The sequence below is a fragment of the Planosporangium thailandense genome, from assembly GCF_011947195.1.
GTDB lineage: Bacteria > Actinomycetota > Actinomycetes > Mycobacteriales > Micromonosporaceae > Planosporangium > Planosporangium thailandense.
On record NZ_JAATVY010000002.1, the window covers coordinates 201,886 to 222,015 of the forward strand.

A 20,130-nucleotide genomic window follows, 5' to 3' on the forward strand; every position below is an offset into this window, starting at 1 on the left:
CATCTGAAGGGACGGGGGGTCGGTTCTGTGCGTGACAATGCCAGCTGCGACGAACTGGGGCTGAGACAGGCTGAAGCGGGTCCGGTTTCACGTGAAACGGTGCCGCTGCTTGGCGATGCTGCTTCTCAATCGCGCAACGGTGACTGGCCCTCGATCGCTGACTATGTTGGCTGGGCGCCGCTGTACCCATCGTCCGCTGATCCGGGCTTTGGGTCGCCAGAATCACCGTCTTCGTTCGGCGAATTGGATATCTACCCGTCCGCAAACGTCGACGGGACCGGTACGGTGTACGAGCGTGGTGCGGTCGCGGTCGATGAGGGCCTACCCCTCACGGATGGCGCACCTGCGGCTCCAACTCGACACGCGCCGCCGCCACCGCTTCCCGACTCCGTAGTACCCGCCGACACCGAGGTCACCATGACCGATGCTTACGTTTCACGTGAAACTGAAGACCCGCCGCTGGCAATGGAAGCGCGACGGGCAGTCCAGATCCTGAACCCCAGTGGCGAAGTGACGATGCCGCGCCCGCCGCGCCGCCGAATCATCAGCGTGTCCAACCAGAAGGGCGGCGTGGGCAAGACCACCACCGCCGTGAACATTGCGGTCGCGCTGGCGCTCCACGGCAACCGGGTGCTGGTGATCGACCTGGACCCGCAGGGCAACGCCTCCACGGGCCTGAACGTTCCGCACCACGCCGGTGTGCCGGACATCTACGACTGCCTGATCGACGGCGCCCCGCTGGATGACGTGACTCAGCCGGTGGAGGGCATCCCGAATCTGTGGGCAATTCCGGCGACGATCGACCTCGCGGGTGCCGAGATCGAGTTGGTCTCGGTGGTCGCGCGTGAGTCCCGGCTGCGCCGCGCGATCGAGGCCTCCCCGTCCCAGTACGACTACATCTTCATCGACTGCCCCCCGTCACTCGGCCTGCTCACCGTCAACGCGCTCGTGGCGTGTGAGGAGGTGCTCATCCCGATCCAGTGCGAGTACTACGCGCTGGAGGGTGTGCAGGCACTCACGGCCAATATCGACCTCGTGCGGGCCCACCTCAACCCCAACCTGGACATCACCACGGTGGTCCTGACCATGTACGACCGCCGTACGCGTCTGGCTGATCTGGTCGAGCAGGACGTGCGGAAGCACTTCGGTCCGAAGGTGCTCGACACCGTCATCCCCCGCAACGTCCGGGTGTCCGAAGCGCCGAGCTACAGCCAGTCCGTCATGACGTACGACCCGGGGTCGCGCGGCGCCGTCAGCTACTTCGAAGCCGCTCGCGAGATTGCCGTGCGCGGTGCGGAGCAAACGGGAGACGAGGAATGAAGAGCAACCGCCGTGGTGGCTTGGGGCGCGGCCTGGGGGCCCTGATCCCGACCGCGCCGGTTGAGGCGCCGGGTACGACGGCGACGGCCGTCGCGACCGCTCCGACCTATCCCGCCGTCGTTTCCAGCCCTGAAGTGGACGAAGCCGCTCCGGTTCCGGGGGCGATGACCCCGGAACCGTCGGCGGCCCAGCCCGACCCGCAGAACGATCTGGCACCCGTCCCCGGTGCTCGCTTCGCGGAACTTCCGCTCGAATCGATCACCCCGAACCCGAAGCAGCCCCGTCAGGTCTTCGATGAGGAGGCGCTCGAGGAGCTCAAGACCTCCATCGAGCAGGTCGGGTTCCTGCAGCCCATCGTCGTCCGGGAACTCGACTCCGGGCGCTACGAGCTCGTCATGGGCGAGCGGCGGTGGCGGGCGGCTCAGGCGATCGGCCGGGAGGTAATTCCGGCGATCATCCGGGATACCCGTGACGACGACATGCTGCGGGACGCGCTGCTGGAGAACATCCACCGGGCCAACCTGAACCCGCTGGAAGAGGCGGCGGCCTACCAGCAGCTTCTGGAGGAGTTCGGGGCGACCCACGACGAGCTCGCGAAGCGGATCGGTCGGAGTCGTCCGCAGATCTCGAACACCATCCGGCTGCTGAATCTCCCGGCCAACGTCCAGCGCCGTGTGGCCGCCGGAGTTCTCTCTGCCGGGCATGCGCGGGCTCTGCTCAGCTTGGACGACGAGGCGGAGCAGGAGAGCCTGGCGCACCGGATCGTGGCGGAAGGGCTCTCGGTTCGTGCGACCGAGGAGCTGGTCGCGCTGAAGGGCGCGGAGGACGGCGCCCGGAAGGCGACGCCGAAGCGGCGCGCCAAGCCGCACGCGCCGGCGCTGTCCGATCTCGCGGACAGGCTCTCCAACCGCTTCGACACGAGCGTGAAGGTCGACATCGGCCGCCGCAAGGGGAAGATCACGATCGAGTTCGCCACCGTCGACGATCTCGAGCGCATCGTCGGCATCATCGGCATCGAGGCGCCGGACTCGGGTCAGTAGCGGGACTTCTGCAAAAGCAGGGGCGGCCGGTTCCATCCGGCCGCCCCTGTTTTTGTGCCTCGGATGTACCCGCCGTTTTCCACAAGCGCTGTCCACAGCAGCGCCTCGTTTCACGTGAAACCACGGGTGAAACGGCCCGTCGCCCTGTGGATGACGGAGCCCCGCGGGGGCCGGTGGGCACCCACACCCGACCAGCGGTGCCTGAGGAGAGATGTCAGACCCGATGCAGGACGGATACGTCTGCCGATCCATGCCCATGCTGCAAAGCGACGGCCAAGAAGGCAATCCCGCAGGGGGAAGACAGCGGTATCGGTGATTGCTAGGGTCGGCTCGTGCCCGAGGATCCGCTCCCCCTTCCCGATTTTGTCGCCTGGCCGACGTTCCCGTTCGAAGGCGATCTGCGTGTCAAGCGGCTTGAGGACCCGGCTCCCCTGGAACCACCCAGGGACGGTGAAGACCCGTCTGAGTGCACCTCCTGCAGCGCCCCCGACGAGGGGTACATCTGGGTCAGCGACCGGTGGCGGGTGCGCAGTCTTGACCGGCCCACCGGCCTTCCGGTGGTCCTTATCCTCGAGACGCGGTCGCACTTCGATCTCGGTGACCTCCCGAACATGCTCGCCGCCGAGCTGGGGGTGATGACCGTACGTCTCGAGCGCGCAATCCGATCGCTCGACGGAGTCGCGCGCGTGCACGTCAACCGCTGGGGCGACGGCTCTGCCCATCTGCACCTGTGGTTCCTGGCCCGGCCGTACGGGCGATTGCAGTTGCGGGGTGAGTTCCTCTCCCTGTGGGACGAGATTCTGCCGCCGATTCCGGAGTACCAGTGGCGGGAAAACCTCGCTCTCATCGCCGCGTGGCTGGGCGATTTCGATGGGCGGCCGTTGGCCGAACCTCCGCACCTCGACTGGAAGTCGCCGGCGACGCTCGCGTCGCTCCCACCTTCCTTCACGTCGGCGGACGACGAGCGGGACAGGCTCCCGGTCGGCGCGGGAGACGGTGCCGACCGCGCCTCGGATGCGGGTGAGACGCTCGCCGGATCACGTGCCGACGAACCGGCGGGATCCCGCGGTGGTGAGCCAGCCCGATCCCGCGTCGACGAATCTGCCGCCCCACCCGTGCACGAGCCCGCCGGTACCGTTCAGGCCGCAGCAGTGAGGGCCGCAGCGGTGAGGGCCGGCGCCGGCGCGGTACCGACGGGTGACCCGGCGGCAAGCGGTGGCTCCCCTCAAACGGGTGGGGCGACCGATCGGGTCGACGTCGGCCGCACGTCACCGACGAGCGCGCCGGCCGGCACCACGGTCACGAGCGCGCCGGCCGGCACGTCGGTCACGAGCGCGCGGGCCGGCACGTCGGTCACGAGCGCGCCGGCGGTCGCCTCGTCAAGCGCGGGAGGCCCGGAAGGCGACCGCGCCACGGGCGGGGCGCTGCCGGAGGAGTTCGCGACCGTACGCGAGGTCAGGGTCGCTCCGGGACCGAGCGGCTTTACCCCGATCACGGAGTCTCCCCTGCGGAGCGCGACCCCCGGCCCGACCGGTACCCCCGCACAGGACGGCGCCAAGCTCGACGACCCGGTCCGACCGGTGCCCGGCCAGCGGGACGGCTCGACACAGCAACGCAATCGGCCGGCGGCGCCCCTCGCATGAGTCGGTGACGGACTGACCCACCCACGATGGCGCGGGCGGGGCCCCGGCGCGCGAGAATCGTTAGCCTCCCCCGAACCCCAAATGCCGCGTACGATCCGTCTGGGGGCAAGGAGGCGGAGGGTGGCTGAACCAGGGAACGACTCTGCGGGGAACGGGCTATGGCGCGTCGCCTCGTCAATCTGACGCTCGATACGCTGGAGGACCTGCCGCGCGCCTGCCGCAGGTGCGTCTACTGGGAGCTCGGCCCGGTCGCGGCGGAGCGGGCCTGCGCCGCCGGCGATCCGGAGCTGGAGAAAGAGGCCTGGGTTTCGCAGACGCTGCTGGAGTGGGGCTCCTGCGGGAAGCTCGTCTACGTCGACGGGACACCCGCCGGCTTCGTCATGTTCGCGCCACCGGCGTACGTGCCACGCTCCATGGCGTTCCCGACCTCACCGGTCTCCCCCGACGCGGTCCTGCTGACCACGGCACGGGTCGTCGGGGCGTTCACGGGAGGGGGCCTGGGCCGGATGCTCGTCCAGGGCGTCGCCAGGGATCTGACGAAGCGCGGGGTCAAGGCCATCGAGGCGTTCGGGGATGCCAAGTACGGGGACGACCCGGCGGACGATGAGTCGGCGGGCTGCCTGGCTCCAGCCGACTACTTCCTTTCGGTGGGGTTCAAGACGGTACGTCCCCATCCGCGCTACCCCCGGCTACGCCTCGAGCTACGGACGGCGTTGTCGTGGAAGTCGGACGTCGAGTACGCGCTGGAGAAGCTGCTCGGCTCCATGAGCCCCGAGGCACTACTGCGGCCCGTCCGCCCGGCGACCCATTCGACGGTCTAGGTCGCGTTGCCTGGACGGCGACGTCCGCGGCCCGGTGCCGCAGCCGCAGGGCCCCGGGCGGTGCCGTCAAAGGCGCGTGCCGGGTCGACGGAGTGAGTTGGGGTCCGTAGAAGCGGGTAGTGCCGTCCCGGTCCGCCGGTGCCCGCTAGTGAGCGGCCGCCGCCCGCGCCGCCGCGGCACGCAGCTTGCTGACGTCGATCGAACCGGTGGGCACGTCGGCCTCCACCGGGTAGTACATCCGCTGGACCGCGGCCATGATGGCCTCCACCATGCGGTCGCGGAACAGCGGGTCGACCAGACGGCTGCGGTCGGCCGGCGAGGTGAGGTACCCGGCGTCCACGCGTACGGCGGGCATGCGCGTCAGCCGCAGCAGGTCCCACGTCTTGGAGTGGGTCTGGCAGTTACGCATGCCGGTGCGCGCCACGATCTCCCGCTGGACCAGGCCGGCGAGCCGCTCGCCGACCGTCGACGTCACGCCGCTGGTGGTGCCGTAGTGGTAGGTGGCGACCCCATCGGCCGCGGGGTTCTGGTGGCCGTCGAGGTGGATCGAGATGAGCAGGTCGGCGCCGAGATCGTTGGCCAATGCCGCTCTTGCCGCGTTTGTCATGGTTTCGCCAGGATTCGGGCCGCGAGTGAGGTGTACCCGCATTCCGGCTGCTGCCAGCCGGCCCTCCAGCCGCAGCGCGATGTCGAACGCGATATCCGCCTCTGTCCAGCGCAGTGGGCCGTCCGGCACGACGACGCCCGTGTCGCCGGGGCCGCCGTGGCCGGGGTCGACGACGATCTTCTTACCTACCAGGGCGGGGCCGGAGGCGTGGAACGCGGCCGTCTCCCGCAGCATCAGCGGGCGCCCGCCGACCACCTTGCGGCCGAGGCGGCGCAGCGCGTTCACCGTGGCGGGCCCGCACGAGCCGTCGGGAACCAGTCCGACCTCCCGCTGGAACTGGGCCACCGCCCGGGCCGTGTACCCGCTGTAGATGCCATCGGCGCGGCCGAGGTCGTAGCCCATCTCCAGCAGTCGCTCCTGCAACTGCCGGACGTCGTCGCCCACGAGCGGATCGGTCACCGAGTGGTAGAGCGCGCGCTGGCCCAGCCGCCACCTGGCCGCGTCGAGCGCCCGCCAGGTCTCATCGCCCACCTTGCCGTCGACGGACAGCCCACGGCTCTGCTGGAAGGCCCGGACGGCCGTCTCGGTCGTCGTGTCGTACTCAGCGTCGCCGTCGGGGTCGCCAAGTAGCCCCAGCGTGTTGAGGATCGTCTTGATCTCGGCCACTGCTGGACCCTGGTCACCGCGCCGGATCGGACGCATCGACGACCTCCCTCCGCCTCCCCGGAGCGCGCCGGGGAAGGCTTGTCGTGCCGGTACTGTGCGGGCGCCGCCGTTACGGGCGAATCCACCGGAGCGTACCGTCCCCGACCCGCCCGCGCCTTTTGGACCGCGACGCCGGCAACACCGCCGTGTATATGGCTGACCGGCGGCGGTACACGCATCGGGCAACTTATCGCGGATCGCGGGTCGGAACAAAACCGCAAGGAACACGCAAAGCTTGACAAACAAGCGTCCCGTGCCCTTCTGGGCACGGGACGCTGAATCACGACATCAGGACACGGTCAGAGTATGGCTCAGATCGCGGCCTCGATCATGCGCAGGAGGGCGCTCTTCGGGTGGGCGCCGACGATCGACTGTACGGGCTGGCCACCCTTGAAGATCGTCAGCGTCGGCACCGACATGACCTGGTAGGTCGACGTGGTCGACGGGTTGGCGTCGATGTCGAGCTTGACCACCTCGAGCTTGTCGGCAAGCTCCGACGCGATCTCTTCGAGCACGGGCGCCACCTTGCGGCAGGGCCCGCACCACTCGGCCCAGAAGTCGACGAGCACCGGCTTGTCCGATTGCAGGACGTCGCTGGCGAAGGTGGCGTCGGTGACCGACTTGGTGGCTCCCATTTCGGTTCTCTCCTCTAACTGTGGATGCTCAGGATTCCAGTGAAGCGATGTACCGCTCGGCGTCCAGCGCCGCCGCGCAGCCGGTGCCGGCTGCGGTGATGGCTTGACGGTACGTGTGGTCGACGACGTCGCCGGCGGCGAACACGCCGGGCACGTTGGTCTGCGTGCCCGGTGCCGCGACCTTGACGTAGCCGGAGTCGTCGAGGTCGACCTTTCCGCGGAAAAGCTCGCTGCGCGGGTCGTGGCCGATCGCGACGAACACCCCGGTCACATCCAGCGTGCTCTCCTCGCCGGTCTTGACGTTGCGAACCGCCACCCCGCCGACCTTGCCGCCGCCGTCGAGGACGCGGGTCACCACGGTGTCCCAGAGCACCCGGATCTTCGGGTTGGACACGGCGCGCTCGACCATGATCTTGCTCGCGCGGAACTGGTCGCGCCGGTGGATGATCGTGACGGTCTCCGCGAACCGGGTGAGGAAGTTCGCCTCTTCCATGGCCGAGTCGCCGCCCCCGACGACGACGATGTGCTGGCCCCGGAAAAAGAACCCGTCACACGTCGCGCACGAGGAGACACCGTGGCCGAGAAGCTCCTTCTCCCCCGGGACGCCGAGCGGTCGCCAGGCGGACCCGGTGGTCAGGATGACGGCCTTGGCACGGTACTCGCTGTCGCCGATCCGCACGATCTTGACGTCCCCGGCAAGGTCGACCGAGGTGGCGTCATCGGTGATGAACTCCGCGCCGAAGCGTTCGGCCTGCTTGCGCATGTTGTCCATGAGCTCGGGCCCGAGAACGCCGTCCGGGAAGCCCGGGAAGTTCTCCACCTCCGTCGTGGTCATCAAAGCGCCACCCGAGGTCGCGCCTTCGATCACCAGTGGCCGGAGGTTGGCACGCGCGGAGTAGACCGCAGCGGTGTAACCCGCCGGCCCCGAGCCGACGATGATCAGGTTGCGGACGTCGTCCACCTGGACTCCCTAACGATATAGAAGGCCGCACCGGCCTGCGCTGGCCAGAACGTCATCGTACGAACTGGAGATTCCCGCCGCGGCGGGTGTCTCGCGTCACCCCACCTGAGTGCTGTACCGCTCGTCCGTGACCGCGCCTCCGGCCCCGCAGTGCGGGCCGACCGCAACCGCCCGTTTCCGGCCGGTCACCCCGCCCGCGCCGTCCAGCAGCACGATCAGGGCCGGTCGGCCCTGGAAGCGGGCGTAGTCCAGCATGGTGGGCGTTCCACCGTACCGGGCCATGATCGCCCCGAGGCAGGCGGCGCGCGCGGCCGGCTCGGTGAGCGGCCGGAGTTCGTCCGGGGCGCCCGTCGCGGCGGACGTGGGAGATGACGACGCGTCCTTCATCACGTCCGGACCGGCCTGCTGCTGAGGCTGGCGGGCCTGGGCCGAGAACGGGGCGGTGGGGAGCGCCGACAGCTCCCCCGGGCTGTAGTCGGTGCCTGAGGTGCGTATGTCGGGCGAGGCGTAGAGATCCGTGGCGCCCGACTGCGGTTGCGCCGGGGCTCGACCGGCCGAGCTGACCGCCGCACCGCCCCGGCCGCCACTGGTGTGCAGTTGGGCCGCGACGCTGATCGCGCCGAGCCCCACGACGGCGGCGGCTGCCACGCCGATCACGGCCCGACGCCGTCGCCCGTCGGGTACCCGGGTGGCCCGGCCACCGGGCAGGACCGACAGACCGGGGTGGCCACCGGCCGGTGCCGGTATCCCCGGCCCAGCCTCGGCCTCCAGGGCGGCGGACACCCGCGCCAGCACGTCGTCCGGCATCGGCTCGGCCTCGGCGGCCAGCAGGCGCAGGTCGGCGCGGACACGGGCGTCGGCGGCCACGAGGGCGGCGTGCGCGCTGGACCAGGTGGGGTCGGTGGCGACGAGTCGGGCGACCGCGGCCTCGTCCGGCGTACCGTCCAGCGCACCGCCGACGTAGTCGGCGAGCCGGTCGAGGTCGACGTCGCCCGTCACTTGCCACCCTCCTTCCCCCAGTGAGTGCCGGCGGCGGATGCGTTACCGCTCCGTGATGGGACGTCGCCGTCGGCGATCGGGTTCCGCGACGCCGCGGAATCCGGCTCACGCAGGTGGCCGAGCAGGACGGCCAGGCGGGCGCGGCCGCGGGCGCACCGGCTCTTGATGGTGCCCTCCGCGACACCGAGGACGCGGGCCGCGTCGGCCACCGGATAGCCCTGGAGGTCGACCAGGACCAGAGCGGCGCGCTGATCGGGCGGAAGCTGGTCGAGGGCAGCGTGTACGACCAGCGCGGTCTCCCGGTCGGTCGACGGCGCCACGGTCCGGTCGACCTCGGGCAGCGGTACGGTCGGACGGGCCTGGCGTCGCCGTAGCCGGTCGAGACAGGCGTTGACCACGATGCGGTGCAGCCACGTGGTCACCGCGGAGTCGCCGCGGAACCGGTCCGCCGTGCGGTAGGCCGACAGCAGCGCGTCCTGCAGCGCGTCCGCGGCCTCCTCCCGGTCGCCGGTGGTGCGCAGGGCGACGGCCCACAGGCGGTCACGGTGACGGCGGACCAGCTCGGCGAAGGCCTGGCGGTCGCCGGCGGAGTGCGCGCGCATCAGCGCCGCGTCGTCACGCGGATCGCGCGCCCCGGTCTCAGCACCGACCACGGCTGAACCCTACCGGGCAGTCACGCCTTCCGAGGTCACTGCACGGAGACCGTGACCTCTTGGATGCCTTCCTGGTAATACCCGGAGACCTCCGGCAGCTTGGTGATCCAGACCGCGAGGTACCGGACCGCCTTGTCGGGAGGCCCCGGCAGCACGACCGTGCTCCGCGCGTCCTGGTTGACCTCGCCGACCAGCGGGAGGTCGGCGTCGCCGATCTTGAAAGTGCCGTTGTCGGTGGTCACGAGCGTGTAGGTGTTGGCGATGGTCGGGGTCGTCGAGCCCGCGTGCAGTTCCAGGGTGGCGCCGGGCGTCGACGACTGCACCTTCACGGAGACGACGTGCTTCTCGGCGCCGAGGTCGACGAGGACGCCGATACCGGACCTGAGCTTGCCGAAGTCGGAACTGTTGTACTGGTCGGTGTGCCAGGTGGTCGCGGCGTCGCCGTCGACGATCTTCCCGATGCCGGTGTCCCGCTCGTTGTGCTGCCGGGCGTTGCTGTCGTCGAGGATGTGCACCTGGTCCGGGCTGAGCTTCAGATCGGTGATCGGGCCCTTGTGCGCCTTGGACGGGCTCGCGGAGCTCTGCGACCCGTTGGGCGAGCCCTGCTGCCCGTGCTTTGACAGCACCTGCGTGGTGCCGAACACGCCGGCGATGGCGATCACGACCAGCCCGGCGACCCCGACCACCATCTTGCGGCTGCTGGAGCGGGGCGGGACGATCGCCGTCGCCGCGGACTCGAACCCGTGGAACCCCGACTCGTCGTTGGCGAAGAGCGGGTGACCACCGGCCGGCTCGAAGCGGCTGAGCTCACCGACGAGCGCCTCGGCCGAGGGCACGGGCTGCGCCGGATTGAGCAGATTGGTCGTCAGTTCGTCGAGGTAGGACGGCACTCCGCCGCGCACCTGTCGGGGCGCGGCCAGATTTCCGCCGCTGTCGCGGACGCCGTCGGGAACGGACGTGGGCCCGGCCTCGGCGTGCGGCCAGTGGCCGGTCAGGGCGCAGTAGAGCAGGGCGCCGATGGCCCGTAGATCAGCTTCCGGCGTGGTCGCCTCGTCGGCCCGGGCGTCCGTGAGCACCACCCGGCCGTCGCCGGCGATGAGAACGGTGCCGGGGTGGATGTTGCCGTGGGCCATCCCGGTGGCGTGGATGGCGGCGATCGCGTCGGCGACCGCGCACGCGATGGTGGCGGCGCGATCGGGGTCGAGGGGGCCGTCGGTGACCAGGTCGCGGAGGGCGGATCCGTCCACCCACTCCCGTACGACGTAGGCCCGGTCGTCCTCGTCGATCGCGTCGTAGACGCCGACCAGATGGGGATGCACGATGCGACTGGCGGCGACCGCGGCCGACAGCATCTCGCTCGCGGACTCGCCACCGGGGTAGCGCAGCACAACGGCGACCGGGCGACGCAGGATCACGTCCACTCCGCGCCACATCTGGCGGCCGAGCGAGTCGTTGTTGATGTGCTCCTCGAGTTGGTAGCGCTCGGCGAGCACCTCGCCCACGGCAGGGGCGCCGAAGGTCAGCACCTGGGGCGCCGCCCCGGACGCCTCCTGACCTTCGCCGTTCTGGGTCACCCGTCCTCCCTCTGGTCGGGCCCGCGACGCGCCGCGCGTCGGCGGTTCGCACATAAGCCTAGGCGCTGGCGACGACCGTCGGGACCGACCTTACCCGGCCGGGGCCAGTTACCGGACATCCCATCGTTGCTCCAGTTGGGAACAAGTGGGCAAAATATTGCGCACAGTAAGTGTGGAACCACCTGGCGAAGTGTGTGTTGGCGCTGACTGTCTGAGGTCCCCGTGAAGGGTACGAAATGTGACGGCGCCTGGTTCAGCGTCCGAGCCGCGCGCGCACCATCCCGCCCAGTTCAGTGACCTCCCGGACGCGCAGTGCCGCGGCGGCCACCACATATCCGACCAAGAGGACGATACCGCCAACGACCAGTCGGACAAGGTTGCCGAGCCAGTCGTCGCTGAGGAAAGTGTCCAGCCCGGCTACCACGAGGACGGTGGGTACCGCGGCGAGGGCGGCGGCCACGGTGAGCCGCAGCAGGGTGGTGGCGACCCTGCGCAGTCCCAGCCGGCCGATGCGCCGGCGCAGCAGCCAGTACCCGAGGGCGGCGCCGAAAACGTAGGAGACGGCGTTACCCGCCATGAGCACTCCGGCCGCCCCGGCCAGGGGTAGCGCGAGGGCGAACGTCTGCAACACGATGCGCAGCGCCACCACCGGCAAGTTGATCAACGTCGGGGTCCTGGTGTCCGGCATCGCGTAGAAGGCGCCCAGCTGCAGCTGGCTGATCGCGAACGGCACCAGACCCAGGCCCGCCACCGCGATCACCCAGCCGGTCTTGGCCGCGTCCGCGATGCCGTAGTGGCCGTAGCCGAACAGGGAGACGCCCAGCGGACGGCCGAGTACCAGGTAGGCGGCGGTGGCGGGGATGAGGATCACCGCGGACAGCCGGGTACCGAGCGACAGGTGGTCGGCGAGGTCGGCGTGCCGGCCTTCGGCCGCGGCCGCCGACATGCGCGGCATCAGCGCGGTCATGATCGAGACCGCGACGATGCCGTGGGCCATCATGAAGATCAGGTACGAGTTGTTGTAGACCGTCGGGCCCGGGGCGCCGGCCCGGTCGGCCGCGATCTGCGCGATCTTCAGCGCGACCATCACGCCGACCTGGCTGATCAGGACGTACCCCATCATCCAGCCGCCGACCCGGGCCAGCTCCCCGAGGTGCAGCTCACGGAAGTCCCACCGCCACCGCCAGCGGAAACCGACCTTGCGCAGCGCGGGTATCAGGCCACCGGCCTGTACGACGATGCCGAGCGTGGTCCCGACGCCGAGGACCAGGATCTGCGCGGTCGACAGCCGGTCGGCCCCCACGCCCGACGACGGCAGCAGCATGTACGCCAGCGCGGTCAGGGTGACGACGACGTTGTTGAGGATCGGGGTCCACATCGGCGCGGCGAAGTGCCCACGCGTGTTGAGGATCGCCGCGAGTAGCGCCGCGATGCCGTAGAAGAAGATCTCGGGCAGCAGCATGTACGCCAGCACGGTGGTCAGGTGCCGGTCGGCCGCCTTGGTCGTCGCGTTGCTGACCAGCGCCGTCAGCAACGGCGCGGCGGCCACCGCCGTGACGGTGGCCGCCGCGAGGAACACGGTGGCCAGCGTGAGCAGGCGCTGGGTGTACGCCTCGCCGCGGTCGGAGTCGTTCGCGCGGGCCCGGACCAGCAGCGGCACGACGACGCTGGCGAGCACGCCGCCGAGCAGCAGCTCGTACACCATGTTGGGCAGCGTGTTGGCCAGGGTGTAGTCGTTCGACACCGCCTGGGCGCCGATCGCCGCCGCCAGCGCGCCGGTACGCAGCAGCCCGGTCACCCGGCTGACGATGCTGCCGACCGCCATCACGGCGCTGTTGCGGGCCACCGAGCCGGCGCCCTCGTCACCCGTCGTGCCCTTCGGCTCGGCAGTTGGCTGCGGCCCGGATGCCGCGGGCGGGGCCACCGTGGGCAGAGCCATGGTGGGCTGCGACTCGTAGCCGGCTGCCGGGTGCGGGTCGGCCAGCCTGGCGGCGGGCGTCACGGTCGGCAGCACGGCGGTGGCGTCGGGGGTCACGGCCGGGAGCGCGGCGGTGGCGTCAGGATCGGACGATCTCGCGTTGTTGCTGTGGTACGTCCGACCGCTCATGCCTGAGAAGACTAGTGGCCGACCACGAGAAACTCACTTCGGCTCATGATCGGCGCGGCCGATCGTCGGTCCCTGGCGTGACCGGCGGGTCACGGTCGGCACCGCGGCCGGGGATATCCGAGGTGACCCGGCAGCGCCGCCCGATAGGCTGGCTATCCCATGTCGAACACGCCTTCCGCCGCCCGATCGGACGCCGCGACCGGTAACGGTCGGGAGCGGTCCGCCACCTCCGAGCTCACCGCCGCTCAGCGCCGGGCCGTCGCGGAGCTGATCCGCGTCTCCCCCGTCGCCGACGAGCTGGGCCGCCGTTTCGCCGACGCCGGCCACGAACTGCACCTTGTCGGCGGTTCGGTGCGCGACGCCCTCCTCGGCCGCCTGGGCGAGGACCTCGACTTCACCACCAGCGCCCTCCCCGAGGAGACCCAGCGGCTGCTCCAGGGCTGGGCGGAGGCGATCTGGACGACCGGCATCGAGTTCGGCACGATCGGCGCCGCCCGGCGGGGGCTGCGGCTGGAGATCACGACGTTCCGGGCCGAGGCGTACGACCGGGTCACGCGCAACCCGATCGTCCAGTACGGCACGAACCTGCAAGATGATCTCCAGCGCCGGGACTTCACCGTCAACGCCATGGCCGTGTCGTTGCCGGACCACCGGTTCAGCGACCCGTACGGGGGCCTGGCGGACCTGGCGGCGAAGCGGCTGCGTACCCCCGGCACTCCGCACGACTCCTTCGCCGACGACCCGCTGCGGATGCTGCGCGCGGCGCGGTTCGCCGCGCAGCTGCGCTTCACGGTCGCGCCGGAGGTCGTCACCGCGATGACGGCGATGGCCAAGGACCTGTCGCGCATCACCGCCGAGCGGATCCGCGACGAGTTCACCAAGTTGATGACCGGCGCCGACCCGGTGGCCGGGCTGCGCCTGCTCGTCGACACCGGTCTGGCCGACCAGTTCCTGCCCGAGCTGTCCGGGCTGCGGTTGGAGATCGACGAGCACGCCCAGCACAAGGACGTGTACGAGCACACGCTCACGGTCATCCGCAACGCCATGAGCCTCGAGGAGGACGGCCCCGACCTCGTCCTGCGCATGGCGGCGCTCATGCACGACATCGGCAAACCGGCGACCAAGCTGGTCGGGCCGGACGGCCGGGTCAGCTTCCACCACCACGAGGTCGTCGGCGCGCGCCTGACCAGGCAGCGGATGAAGGCCCTGCGGTACCCCAAGGACGTCATCAACGACGTCACCGAACTGGTGGCGCTGCATCTGCGCTTCTACGGGTACGGGCGGGGCGAGTGGACCGACTCGGCCGTGCGCCGCTACGTCACCGACGCCGGACCGTTGCTCGCCCGGCTGCACAAGCTGACCCGCAGCGACTGCACCACCCGCAACCGGCGCAAGGCCGCAGCACTGGCCGCCGACTACGACGCTCTCGAGGAGCGCATCGCGCGGCTGCAGGCCGAGGAGGACCTGGCCAAGGTACGGCCGGATCTCGACGGAAACGCGATCATGGAACTGCTGGGTATCCCGCCGGGCCCGCTGGTCGGGCAGGCCTGGCGGCACCTGAAGGAGCTGCGGCTCGAGCGGGGCCCGCTCGAGCACGACGACGCGATCGCGGAGCTGTTGCGCTGGGCCGCGGAGCGCGGCATCACCCCACCTGCGTGATCGTGACTTCCCGCTTCGGGCGGCCGTCGCCCGGACCGTTGGAGTCGTCCGTACCCAGCGCTGCGATCTTGTCGAGGACACTCAGCCCGGACGTGATCCTGCCGAAGACGCTGTAGTTCGGGTCGATCGCGCTGTCTTTGTACACCAGGAAGAACTGGCTGCCGTTGGTACCGGGGCCGGAGTTGGCCATGGCGAGCGTGCCACGCGGGTACGCGGGCTTGCTCTTCGTCGGCAGGTTCTCGTCGTTGAACTGGTAGCCGGGGCCGCCCTGGCCGGTGCCGCTGGGGTCGCCGCACTGCAGCACGTAGAGGGCGTCGGTGGTGAGCCGGTGGCACTGCGTGCCGGTGAAGAATCCCTTGTGCGCCAGGGTCAGGAACGAGTTGACCGTGCAGGGTGCGGCGTTCGCGGCCAGGTCGATCCCGATGGCGCCGAAGTTGGTCGTCAACGTGACGTGCGGGTGTGCCGGCAGGCTCGCGCGCGAGTTGGGCAGCGGAATCGACTGGCTGCCGGAGGTCGGCACGTACTGGCACTGCGCGGTCACCGCGGCGGGTGTGGCCGGCGCCGTGGTCGGAGTGGAGCTGCGCTTCGGTGCCGCGCCGCTGCCGGCGCTCGGGTCGAGGCCGTCCCCGACGGACGTCGCGCCGGGGGACGCCTGCACGGTGGGTGCGGCGGTCGACCCGGTGCTCGCCGGCGCGTCGGACCGGTTACGCGTGAGGGCCACCGCGGTACCGGCGCCGCCGACCAGGAGCAACGCCACGACGACCGCCGCTCCGCCCCAGGAGCTGCGTCGGGGCGAGCGGCGGGAGGAACGACCAGATTTGGACATACCTGGCATGCTAGTCAAAAGGTACCGAGCTGGCGGGCGAAACCACAGACCCGGCCGCGCAGCAGGTCAGGACGAGTGCTCGAAGCCGGCTCGGACCAGCGGGAGATCGCCGGCGATGTCGGTGCCGAGACGCCGCGCCCACCGGCCACCCGCGACCGCGTACCAGATCGCCACGAGCGCGTACCCGCACCCCACCACGACGATGGTGGCCGGCGAGTGCCCATCGGCCGGCAGCGTCAGCGCGCCGGCGAACAGGCCGAGGACGAAGAACAGGTTGAACGCGGTGTCGTTGATGCTGAACACCCGCCCTCGGAACGCGTCGTCGCACTCGCGCTGTAGCGCGGTGTCAACGACGATCTTGATGCCCTGAGCGGCGATGTTGATGTACAGCACCGCCACCACGAGCAGCCCGGGCTTGAACGGCAGGCCGCACACCAGGACCATCACGGCGACACCGCCGAGCAGCCCCGCGATCCAGCGCCAGCCTCCGATCCGCCGAGTGATCGGCGGGGTGATGAACGCCGCGAGGAGCACGCCGGCGCCGCCCGCCACGAACACCAGGCCGAGCCCGCTGATCGACCCGCCCACGTCCCGGGTCTGGTGGAAGTACTGCCGCTGCAGCAGCAGCACCGCGAGTGCGAGCACGCCGTACAGGGCCCGGAAGGCCGACTGCGCCAGCACCGCGTACGCCGCGCCACGCCGGCCGGCGAGGTGCCGCCCGCCGGAGACCATGCCGCGGGCGACCGTGAGAGCGGCGGCGCCGAACGTCTCCCGGCTGCGTTCCCGGTTGTCCGGACCCAACTGCTCGCGCTGGAACGACGAGCGTGCCAGCAGCGCCGAGGCGGCGTACCCGAGCGGAGCGAGCGCGGCGAGCAGCGCGTACCCGTGCAGCGTCGCCGACAGCGCGGTCTTGACCAGGACCACCGCGCTGCCCAGCCCGAGCGAGTAGCAGATCGAGCCGAGGGTGCCGTTGAGCGCGTTCGCGGTGACCAGCCGCCGGTCGTCGACGACGTGCGGGATGGCGGCGGACAGGCCGGACAGGAAGAAGCGGTTGAGTCCGATGATGAGGAATGCCAGCGCGACGAAGCCGGCGTTCTCCCTGTCCGACCAGATGAGCGCGATCGTGGGCAGCACGAGCAGGGCCCGCAGCAGGTTGGCGACGACGATGATCGAGCGCCGGCTCCACCGGTCGAGAAAGACGCCGATGTACGGTCCGATCAGCGAGTACGGCAGCAGGAGCACCGCGAACCCGACGGCGATCTGCAGCGGGCTGGTGCGCTTCTCCGGATTGAACAGCACGCTGCCGGCGAGGCCGGCCTGAAACAGGCCGTCCGCGATCTGACTGATCACCCGCACCCCGAGTAACCGTCGGAAGCCGCGGGTGGCGAGCAGCGCGCGCAGGTTGCGAGCGTTCGTGGTGGCGGTCGGCGCGGCGTTGGCGGGGGCGGGCACATTTCGAGCGTACGTGGCGCGGCCGCGGGAGGTATCCGGGTCGATACTTCCGGTATCGCGCCGGTCGCACGACACTGGAACCGTGCGCTGGATGACGCTGTCGACTCCGATCGGCGAGGTGTCGGTCGCCGCTGACGACGAAGCCGTCTGCCGGGTGCGATTCGGCCGGCAGGAGGGCCCGCCGGGCGGGCCGGACAACCGGCTCGTGGTCGCGGCGGCGGCTCAGCTGGAGGAGTACTTCGCGGGCCGGCGGACCGCCTTCGACGTGCCGTTGGCGGACGTCGGCGGCACGGATTTCGAGCGGGCGGTGTGGGCCGCGCTTTCCACCATCCCGTACGGGGAGACACGCACGTACGGGCAGATCGCGGACGCGGTCGGCGACCGGGGAGCGGCGCGGGCCGTCGGCATGGCGTGCAACCGCAACCGACTTCCGGTGCTGCTCCCCTGTCACCGGGTCGTGGGCGCCGGCGGGAAGCTGGTCGGCTTCGGCGGCGGGCTGCGACGCAAGCGGCTGCTGCTGGAGCTGGAGGCGCGGGTACGCGTGGAGCGGGATTTCACCTTCTGAAATCGCGAAACGGCGGTGGGTTCCCCCACCGCCGTTTCCCGTGAAACGTTCCGTCAGCGAAGCGTTGCTGTCAGCGCTCGACCTCGCCGCGGATGAACTTCTCCACCGCCTCGTGGGCGTCGTGGTCGTTGTACTGCACCGGCGGCGACTTCATGAAGTAGCTGGAGGCGCTCAGGATGGGACCGCCGATGCCCCGGTCCTTGGCGATCTTCGCGGCACGGACGGCGTCGATGATGATGCCGGCCGAGTTGGGCGAGTCCCACACCTCGAGCTTGACCTCGGCGTTCAGCGGCACCTCGCCGAAGGCCTTGCCCTCGAGGCGGATGTAGGCCCACTTCCGGTCGTCGAGCCACGGCACGTGGTCGGACGGCCCGATGTGAACGGAGGCCTTCTCCATCTCGTGCGGGATCTGCGAGGTCACCGACTGGGTCTTGGAGATCTTCTTCGAGACCAGCCGCGTGCGCTCGAGCATGTTCATGAAGTCCATGTTGCCGCCGAAGTTGAGCTGGTACGTGCGCAGCAGCTCAACGCCGCGGTCCTCGAACAGCTTCGCGAGCGCGCGGTGCACGATCGTCGCACCGACCTGGCTCTTGATGTCGTCGCCGACGATCGGCAGCCCCGCGTCTTCGAACTTCTTCGCCCACACCGGGTCGGACGCGATGAAGACGGGCAGCGCGTTGACGAAGGCGCAGCCGGCGTCGATCGCAGCCTGGGCGTAGAACTTGTCCGCCTCCTCCGAACCGACGGGGAGGTAGCTGACCACCACGTCGACGCGGGCCTCGCGCAGCGCGGCGGCGACGTCGACGGGAGCGTCGTCGGACTCGTCGATCGTCTCCCGGTAGTACTGGCCCAGGCCGTCGTAGGTCGGTCCACGCAGGACCGTGACGCCGGTCGGCGGCACGTCGCAGAGCTTGATCGTGTTGTTCTCGCTGGCGACGATCGCCTCGGCCAGGTCACGACCGACCTTCTTGGCGTCCACGTCGAACGCAGCCACGAACTCGATGTCGGAGACATGGTAGTCGCCGAACGTGACGTGCATGAGACCTGGGACGCGCTCTCCGGGGTCGGCGTTGCGGTAGAACTCCACGCCCTGAACGAGGGACGAGGCGCAGTTACCGACACCGACGATGGCAACGCGAACGGAGCCCATCGCGAGTGCCTCCTCACTTCTGGCTTATTGCTCCGGTTGGTCCGGAGGCAGGTTGGAAGGGGTTGTTACCTCAGGGGGGCGGCCGGAGCGTTCGTGCGCGATGAGCTCCTCCAGCCAGCGGACCTCGCGCTCGCAGGCGTCGAGTCCGTGGCGTTGCAGCTCCAGCGTGTACGCGTCCAACCGTTCCGCCGCGCGGGAGAGCACATCCCGCATGCCCTCACGGCGCTCTTCGACCCGGCGGCGGCGTCCTTCGAGGATGCGTAGCCGGGTCGCCTGGTCGGTACGGGCGAAGAACGCGAAGTGCACGCCGAAGCCGGGGTCGTCGAACGTCTCGGGACCGGCGCTGCTGAGCAACTCCTGGAAGCGCTCTTTGCCCTCTGCGGTGATTTTGTAGACCACCCGGCTGCGCCGGTTGGTCAGTAGCGGTGCGTCGGCGGCAGGTGCCCCCGACTCTTCGGTGATCCAGCCGGCGGCCTGCAGCCGACGCAGGGTCGGGTACAGCGAGCCGTAGCTGATGGCCGCGCGGAAAGCTCCGAGCTTCGTGGTGAGCTGCTTGCGCAGCTCGTACCCGTGCATCGGCGACTCGTGCAGGAGACCCAGGATGGCGAACTCGAGCACCGTCGCCTCCCTTCACGACCTGTCCCCCGTGGCTAAGCCACCCCCGATGTATCGGGGCGATACATCGCACGTTAGGCCGACGTCGTACGGATGGCAACTCGCGATCGAAAACTTTCGCGTCGTGTCGCTCACTGATCACGATGGGTGACCTTTGTCGCCGTCGTGGTCACGAACGCGTACCCTCGGGTTCCATGCGGACGCAGCGCCAGGTTGTCGACTACTCGCTTCGGCGGCGCGCCCTGCTGCGCGAGGTCTACTCCGGGCGGGTCGGCACCTTCGAGGTGTGTGACGCGTCGCCCTACCTGCAGAGTGCGGCGAAGTTCCACGGAGAGCCGACCGAGGACCGCTGTCCGGTCTGCCGTCGCGAGAACCTCACGCACGTCCACTACATTTACGGCGACGAGCTCAAGCAGTCCGCCGGCCAGGCGCGGCGCAAGGCCGAACTGCCGGTGCTGGCGATGACGGTCGGTGAGTTCCAGGTGTACGTCGTAGAGGTCTGTCGCGGCTGCGGTTGGAACCATCTCGTCGAGCAGTACCTGCTGGGTCGCGACGGGATCGAGGCGCCGACCGGCACGGCCGATGCGGTGGGCGCCACCGCGCCGGCCGCACAGGCTCGTGGGCGTAGCCGGTTACGGCCGGGGGGCGGCGAGTGAACCGAGCTCACCGCGCCGACCGCTGGCACTGCCCGCCGGGTCGGAGCGTAGCGAGTGCGCGCCCGACAAATCGAAATCTATCTATTATTTCCCCCTGTGACGTTGCTTTTAGTCGTAATGGGCGGTTGACGCCGTCCATCCG

General features: G+C 70.1%; 17 protein-coding genes and 1 pseudogene. 7 read left to right on the top strand and 11 right to left on the bottom strand.

Going from position 1 to position 20,130, the window contains the following annotated elements; translation table 11 throughout:
* The first annotated feature begins 27 nt into the window (after positions 1-27).
* From HC031_RS03715 to HC031_RS03730, 4 genes and pseudogenes are all read left to right on the top strand, one after another.
* Positions 28-1,320, top strand: a complete 1,293-nt coding sequence (locus HC031_RS03715; RefSeq protein ID WP_338090468.1) for a ParA family protein — start codon at positions 28-30, stop codon at positions 1,318-1,320.
* Positions 1,317-2,360, top strand: a complete 1,044-nt coding sequence (locus HC031_RS03720) for a ParB/RepB/Spo0J family partition protein (RefSeq protein ID WP_167923721.1) — start codon at positions 1,317-1,319, stop codon at positions 2,358-2,360. Before HC031_RS03715 ends, HC031_RS03720 begins: the two co-directional genes overlap by 4 nt.
* A 557-nt stretch (positions 2,361-2,917) precedes the next feature.
* Positions 2,918-3,263 (top strand): annotated as a pseudogene (locus HC031_RS32410) (hypothetical protein); the annotation flags it as partial.
* 898 nt (positions 3,264-4,161) lie between these two features.
* Positions 4,162-4,824, top strand: coding sequence for a GNAT family N-acetyltransferase (locus HC031_RS03730; protein ID WP_167923722.1), 663 nt, complete (start codon positions 4,162-4,164; stop codon positions 4,822-4,824).
* Positions 4,825-4,969: 145 nt separating this feature from the next.
* Here HC031_RS03730 and HC031_RS03735 read toward each other — a convergent pair whose 3' ends face one another.
* The 7 genes from HC031_RS03735 to murJ form a co-directional block, all read right to left on the bottom strand.
* Positions 4,970-6,133 (bottom strand): N-acetylmuramoyl-L-alanine amidase, encoded by a 1,164-nt coding sequence (locus tag HC031_RS03735; RefSeq protein ID WP_167923723.1) that lies wholly within the window; start codon positions 6,131-6,133, stop codon positions 4,970-4,972.
* A gap of 314 nt (positions 6,134-6,447) precedes the next feature.
* Positions 6,448-6,771, bottom strand: a complete 324-nt coding sequence (gene trxA / locus HC031_RS03740) for a thioredoxin (RefSeq protein ID WP_167923724.1) — start codon at positions 6,769-6,771, stop codon at positions 6,448-6,450.
* A gap of 28 nt (positions 6,772-6,799) precedes the next feature.
* On the bottom strand, positions 6,800-7,732 hold the full coding sequence (gene trxB / locus HC031_RS03745) for a thioredoxin-disulfide reductase (RefSeq protein WP_167923725.1): 933 nt from the start codon (positions 7,730-7,732) through the stop codon (positions 6,800-6,802).
* 96 nt (positions 7,733-7,828) lie between these two features.
* On the bottom strand, positions 7,829-8,731 hold the full coding sequence (locus HC031_RS03750) for a hypothetical protein (RefSeq protein ID WP_167923726.1): 903 nt from the start codon (positions 8,729-8,731) through the stop codon (positions 7,829-7,831).
* Positions 8,728-9,384, bottom strand: a complete 657-nt coding sequence (gene sigM, locus HC031_RS03755) for an RNA polymerase sigma factor SigM (protein WP_338090469.1) — start codon at positions 9,382-9,384, stop codon at positions 8,728-8,730. Before sigM ends, HC031_RS03750 begins: the two co-directional genes overlap by 4 nt.
* 35 nt (positions 9,385-9,419) lie before the next feature.
* Positions 9,420-10,958, bottom strand: coding sequence for a protein kinase family protein (locus HC031_RS03760; protein ID WP_338090470.1), 1,539 nt, complete (start codon positions 10,956-10,958; stop codon positions 9,420-9,422).
* A gap of 253 nt (positions 10,959-11,211) precedes the next feature.
* Entirely contained in the window at positions 11,212-13,065 is a 1,854-nt protein-coding gene (gene murJ, locus HC031_RS03765) for a murein biosynthesis integral membrane protein MurJ (protein ID WP_167923728.1), read from the bottom strand.
* A 159-nt stretch (positions 13,066-13,224) separates the two neighbouring features.
* On the opposite strand from murJ, the gene HC031_RS03770 reads away from it, so the two are divergent.
* Complete coding sequence (locus HC031_RS03770) at positions 13,225-14,724, top strand: CCA tRNA nucleotidyltransferase (RefSeq protein ID WP_167923729.1); 1,500 nt, start codon at positions 13,225-13,227, stop codon at positions 14,722-14,724.
* Here the strand turns inward: HC031_RS03770 and HC031_RS03775 are convergent.
* Together HC031_RS03775 and HC031_RS03780 are read right to left on the bottom strand one after the other, a co-directional pair.
* Complete coding sequence (locus HC031_RS03775) at positions 14,708-15,550, bottom strand: peptidylprolyl isomerase (protein WP_167923730.1); 843 nt, start codon at positions 15,548-15,550, stop codon at positions 14,708-14,710. The genes HC031_RS03770 and HC031_RS03775 overlap by 17 nt on opposite strands.
* 66 nt (positions 15,551-15,616) lie before the next feature.
* On the bottom strand, positions 15,617-17,002 hold the full coding sequence (locus tag HC031_RS03780) for an MFS transporter (RefSeq protein WP_167923731.1): 1,386 nt from the start codon (positions 17,000-17,002) through the stop codon (positions 15,617-15,619).
* An 82-nt stretch (positions 17,003-17,084) separates the two neighbouring features.
* On the opposite strand from HC031_RS03780, the gene HC031_RS03785 reads away from it, so the two are divergent.
* A complete protein-coding gene (locus HC031_RS03785; RefSeq protein ID WP_338090471.1) occupies positions 17,085-17,567 on the top strand; it encodes a methylated-DNA--[protein]-cysteine S-methyltransferase in 483 nt (160 codons plus the stop codon).
* Between the two features lie 70 nt (positions 17,568-17,637).
* Here HC031_RS03785 and HC031_RS03790 read toward each other — a convergent pair whose 3' ends face one another.
* Positions 17,638-18,717, bottom strand: coding sequence for an inositol-3-phosphate synthase (locus tag HC031_RS03790; RefSeq protein WP_167923733.1), 1,080 nt, complete (start codon positions 18,715-18,717; stop codon positions 17,638-17,640).
* 24 nt (positions 18,718-18,741) lie between these two features.
* Entirely contained in the window at positions 18,742-19,335 is a 594-nt protein-coding gene (locus HC031_RS03795; protein ID WP_167923734.1) for a helix-turn-helix transcriptional regulator, read from the bottom strand.
* A gap of 191 nt (positions 19,336-19,526) precedes the next feature.
* On the opposite strand from HC031_RS03795, the gene HC031_RS03800 reads away from it, so the two are divergent.
* Positions 19,527-19,988 (top strand): DUF5318 family protein, encoded by a 462-nt coding sequence (locus HC031_RS03800; RefSeq protein ID WP_167923735.1) that lies wholly within the window; start codon positions 19,527-19,529, stop codon positions 19,986-19,988.
* Positions 19,989-20,130 lie beyond the last annotated feature (142 nt).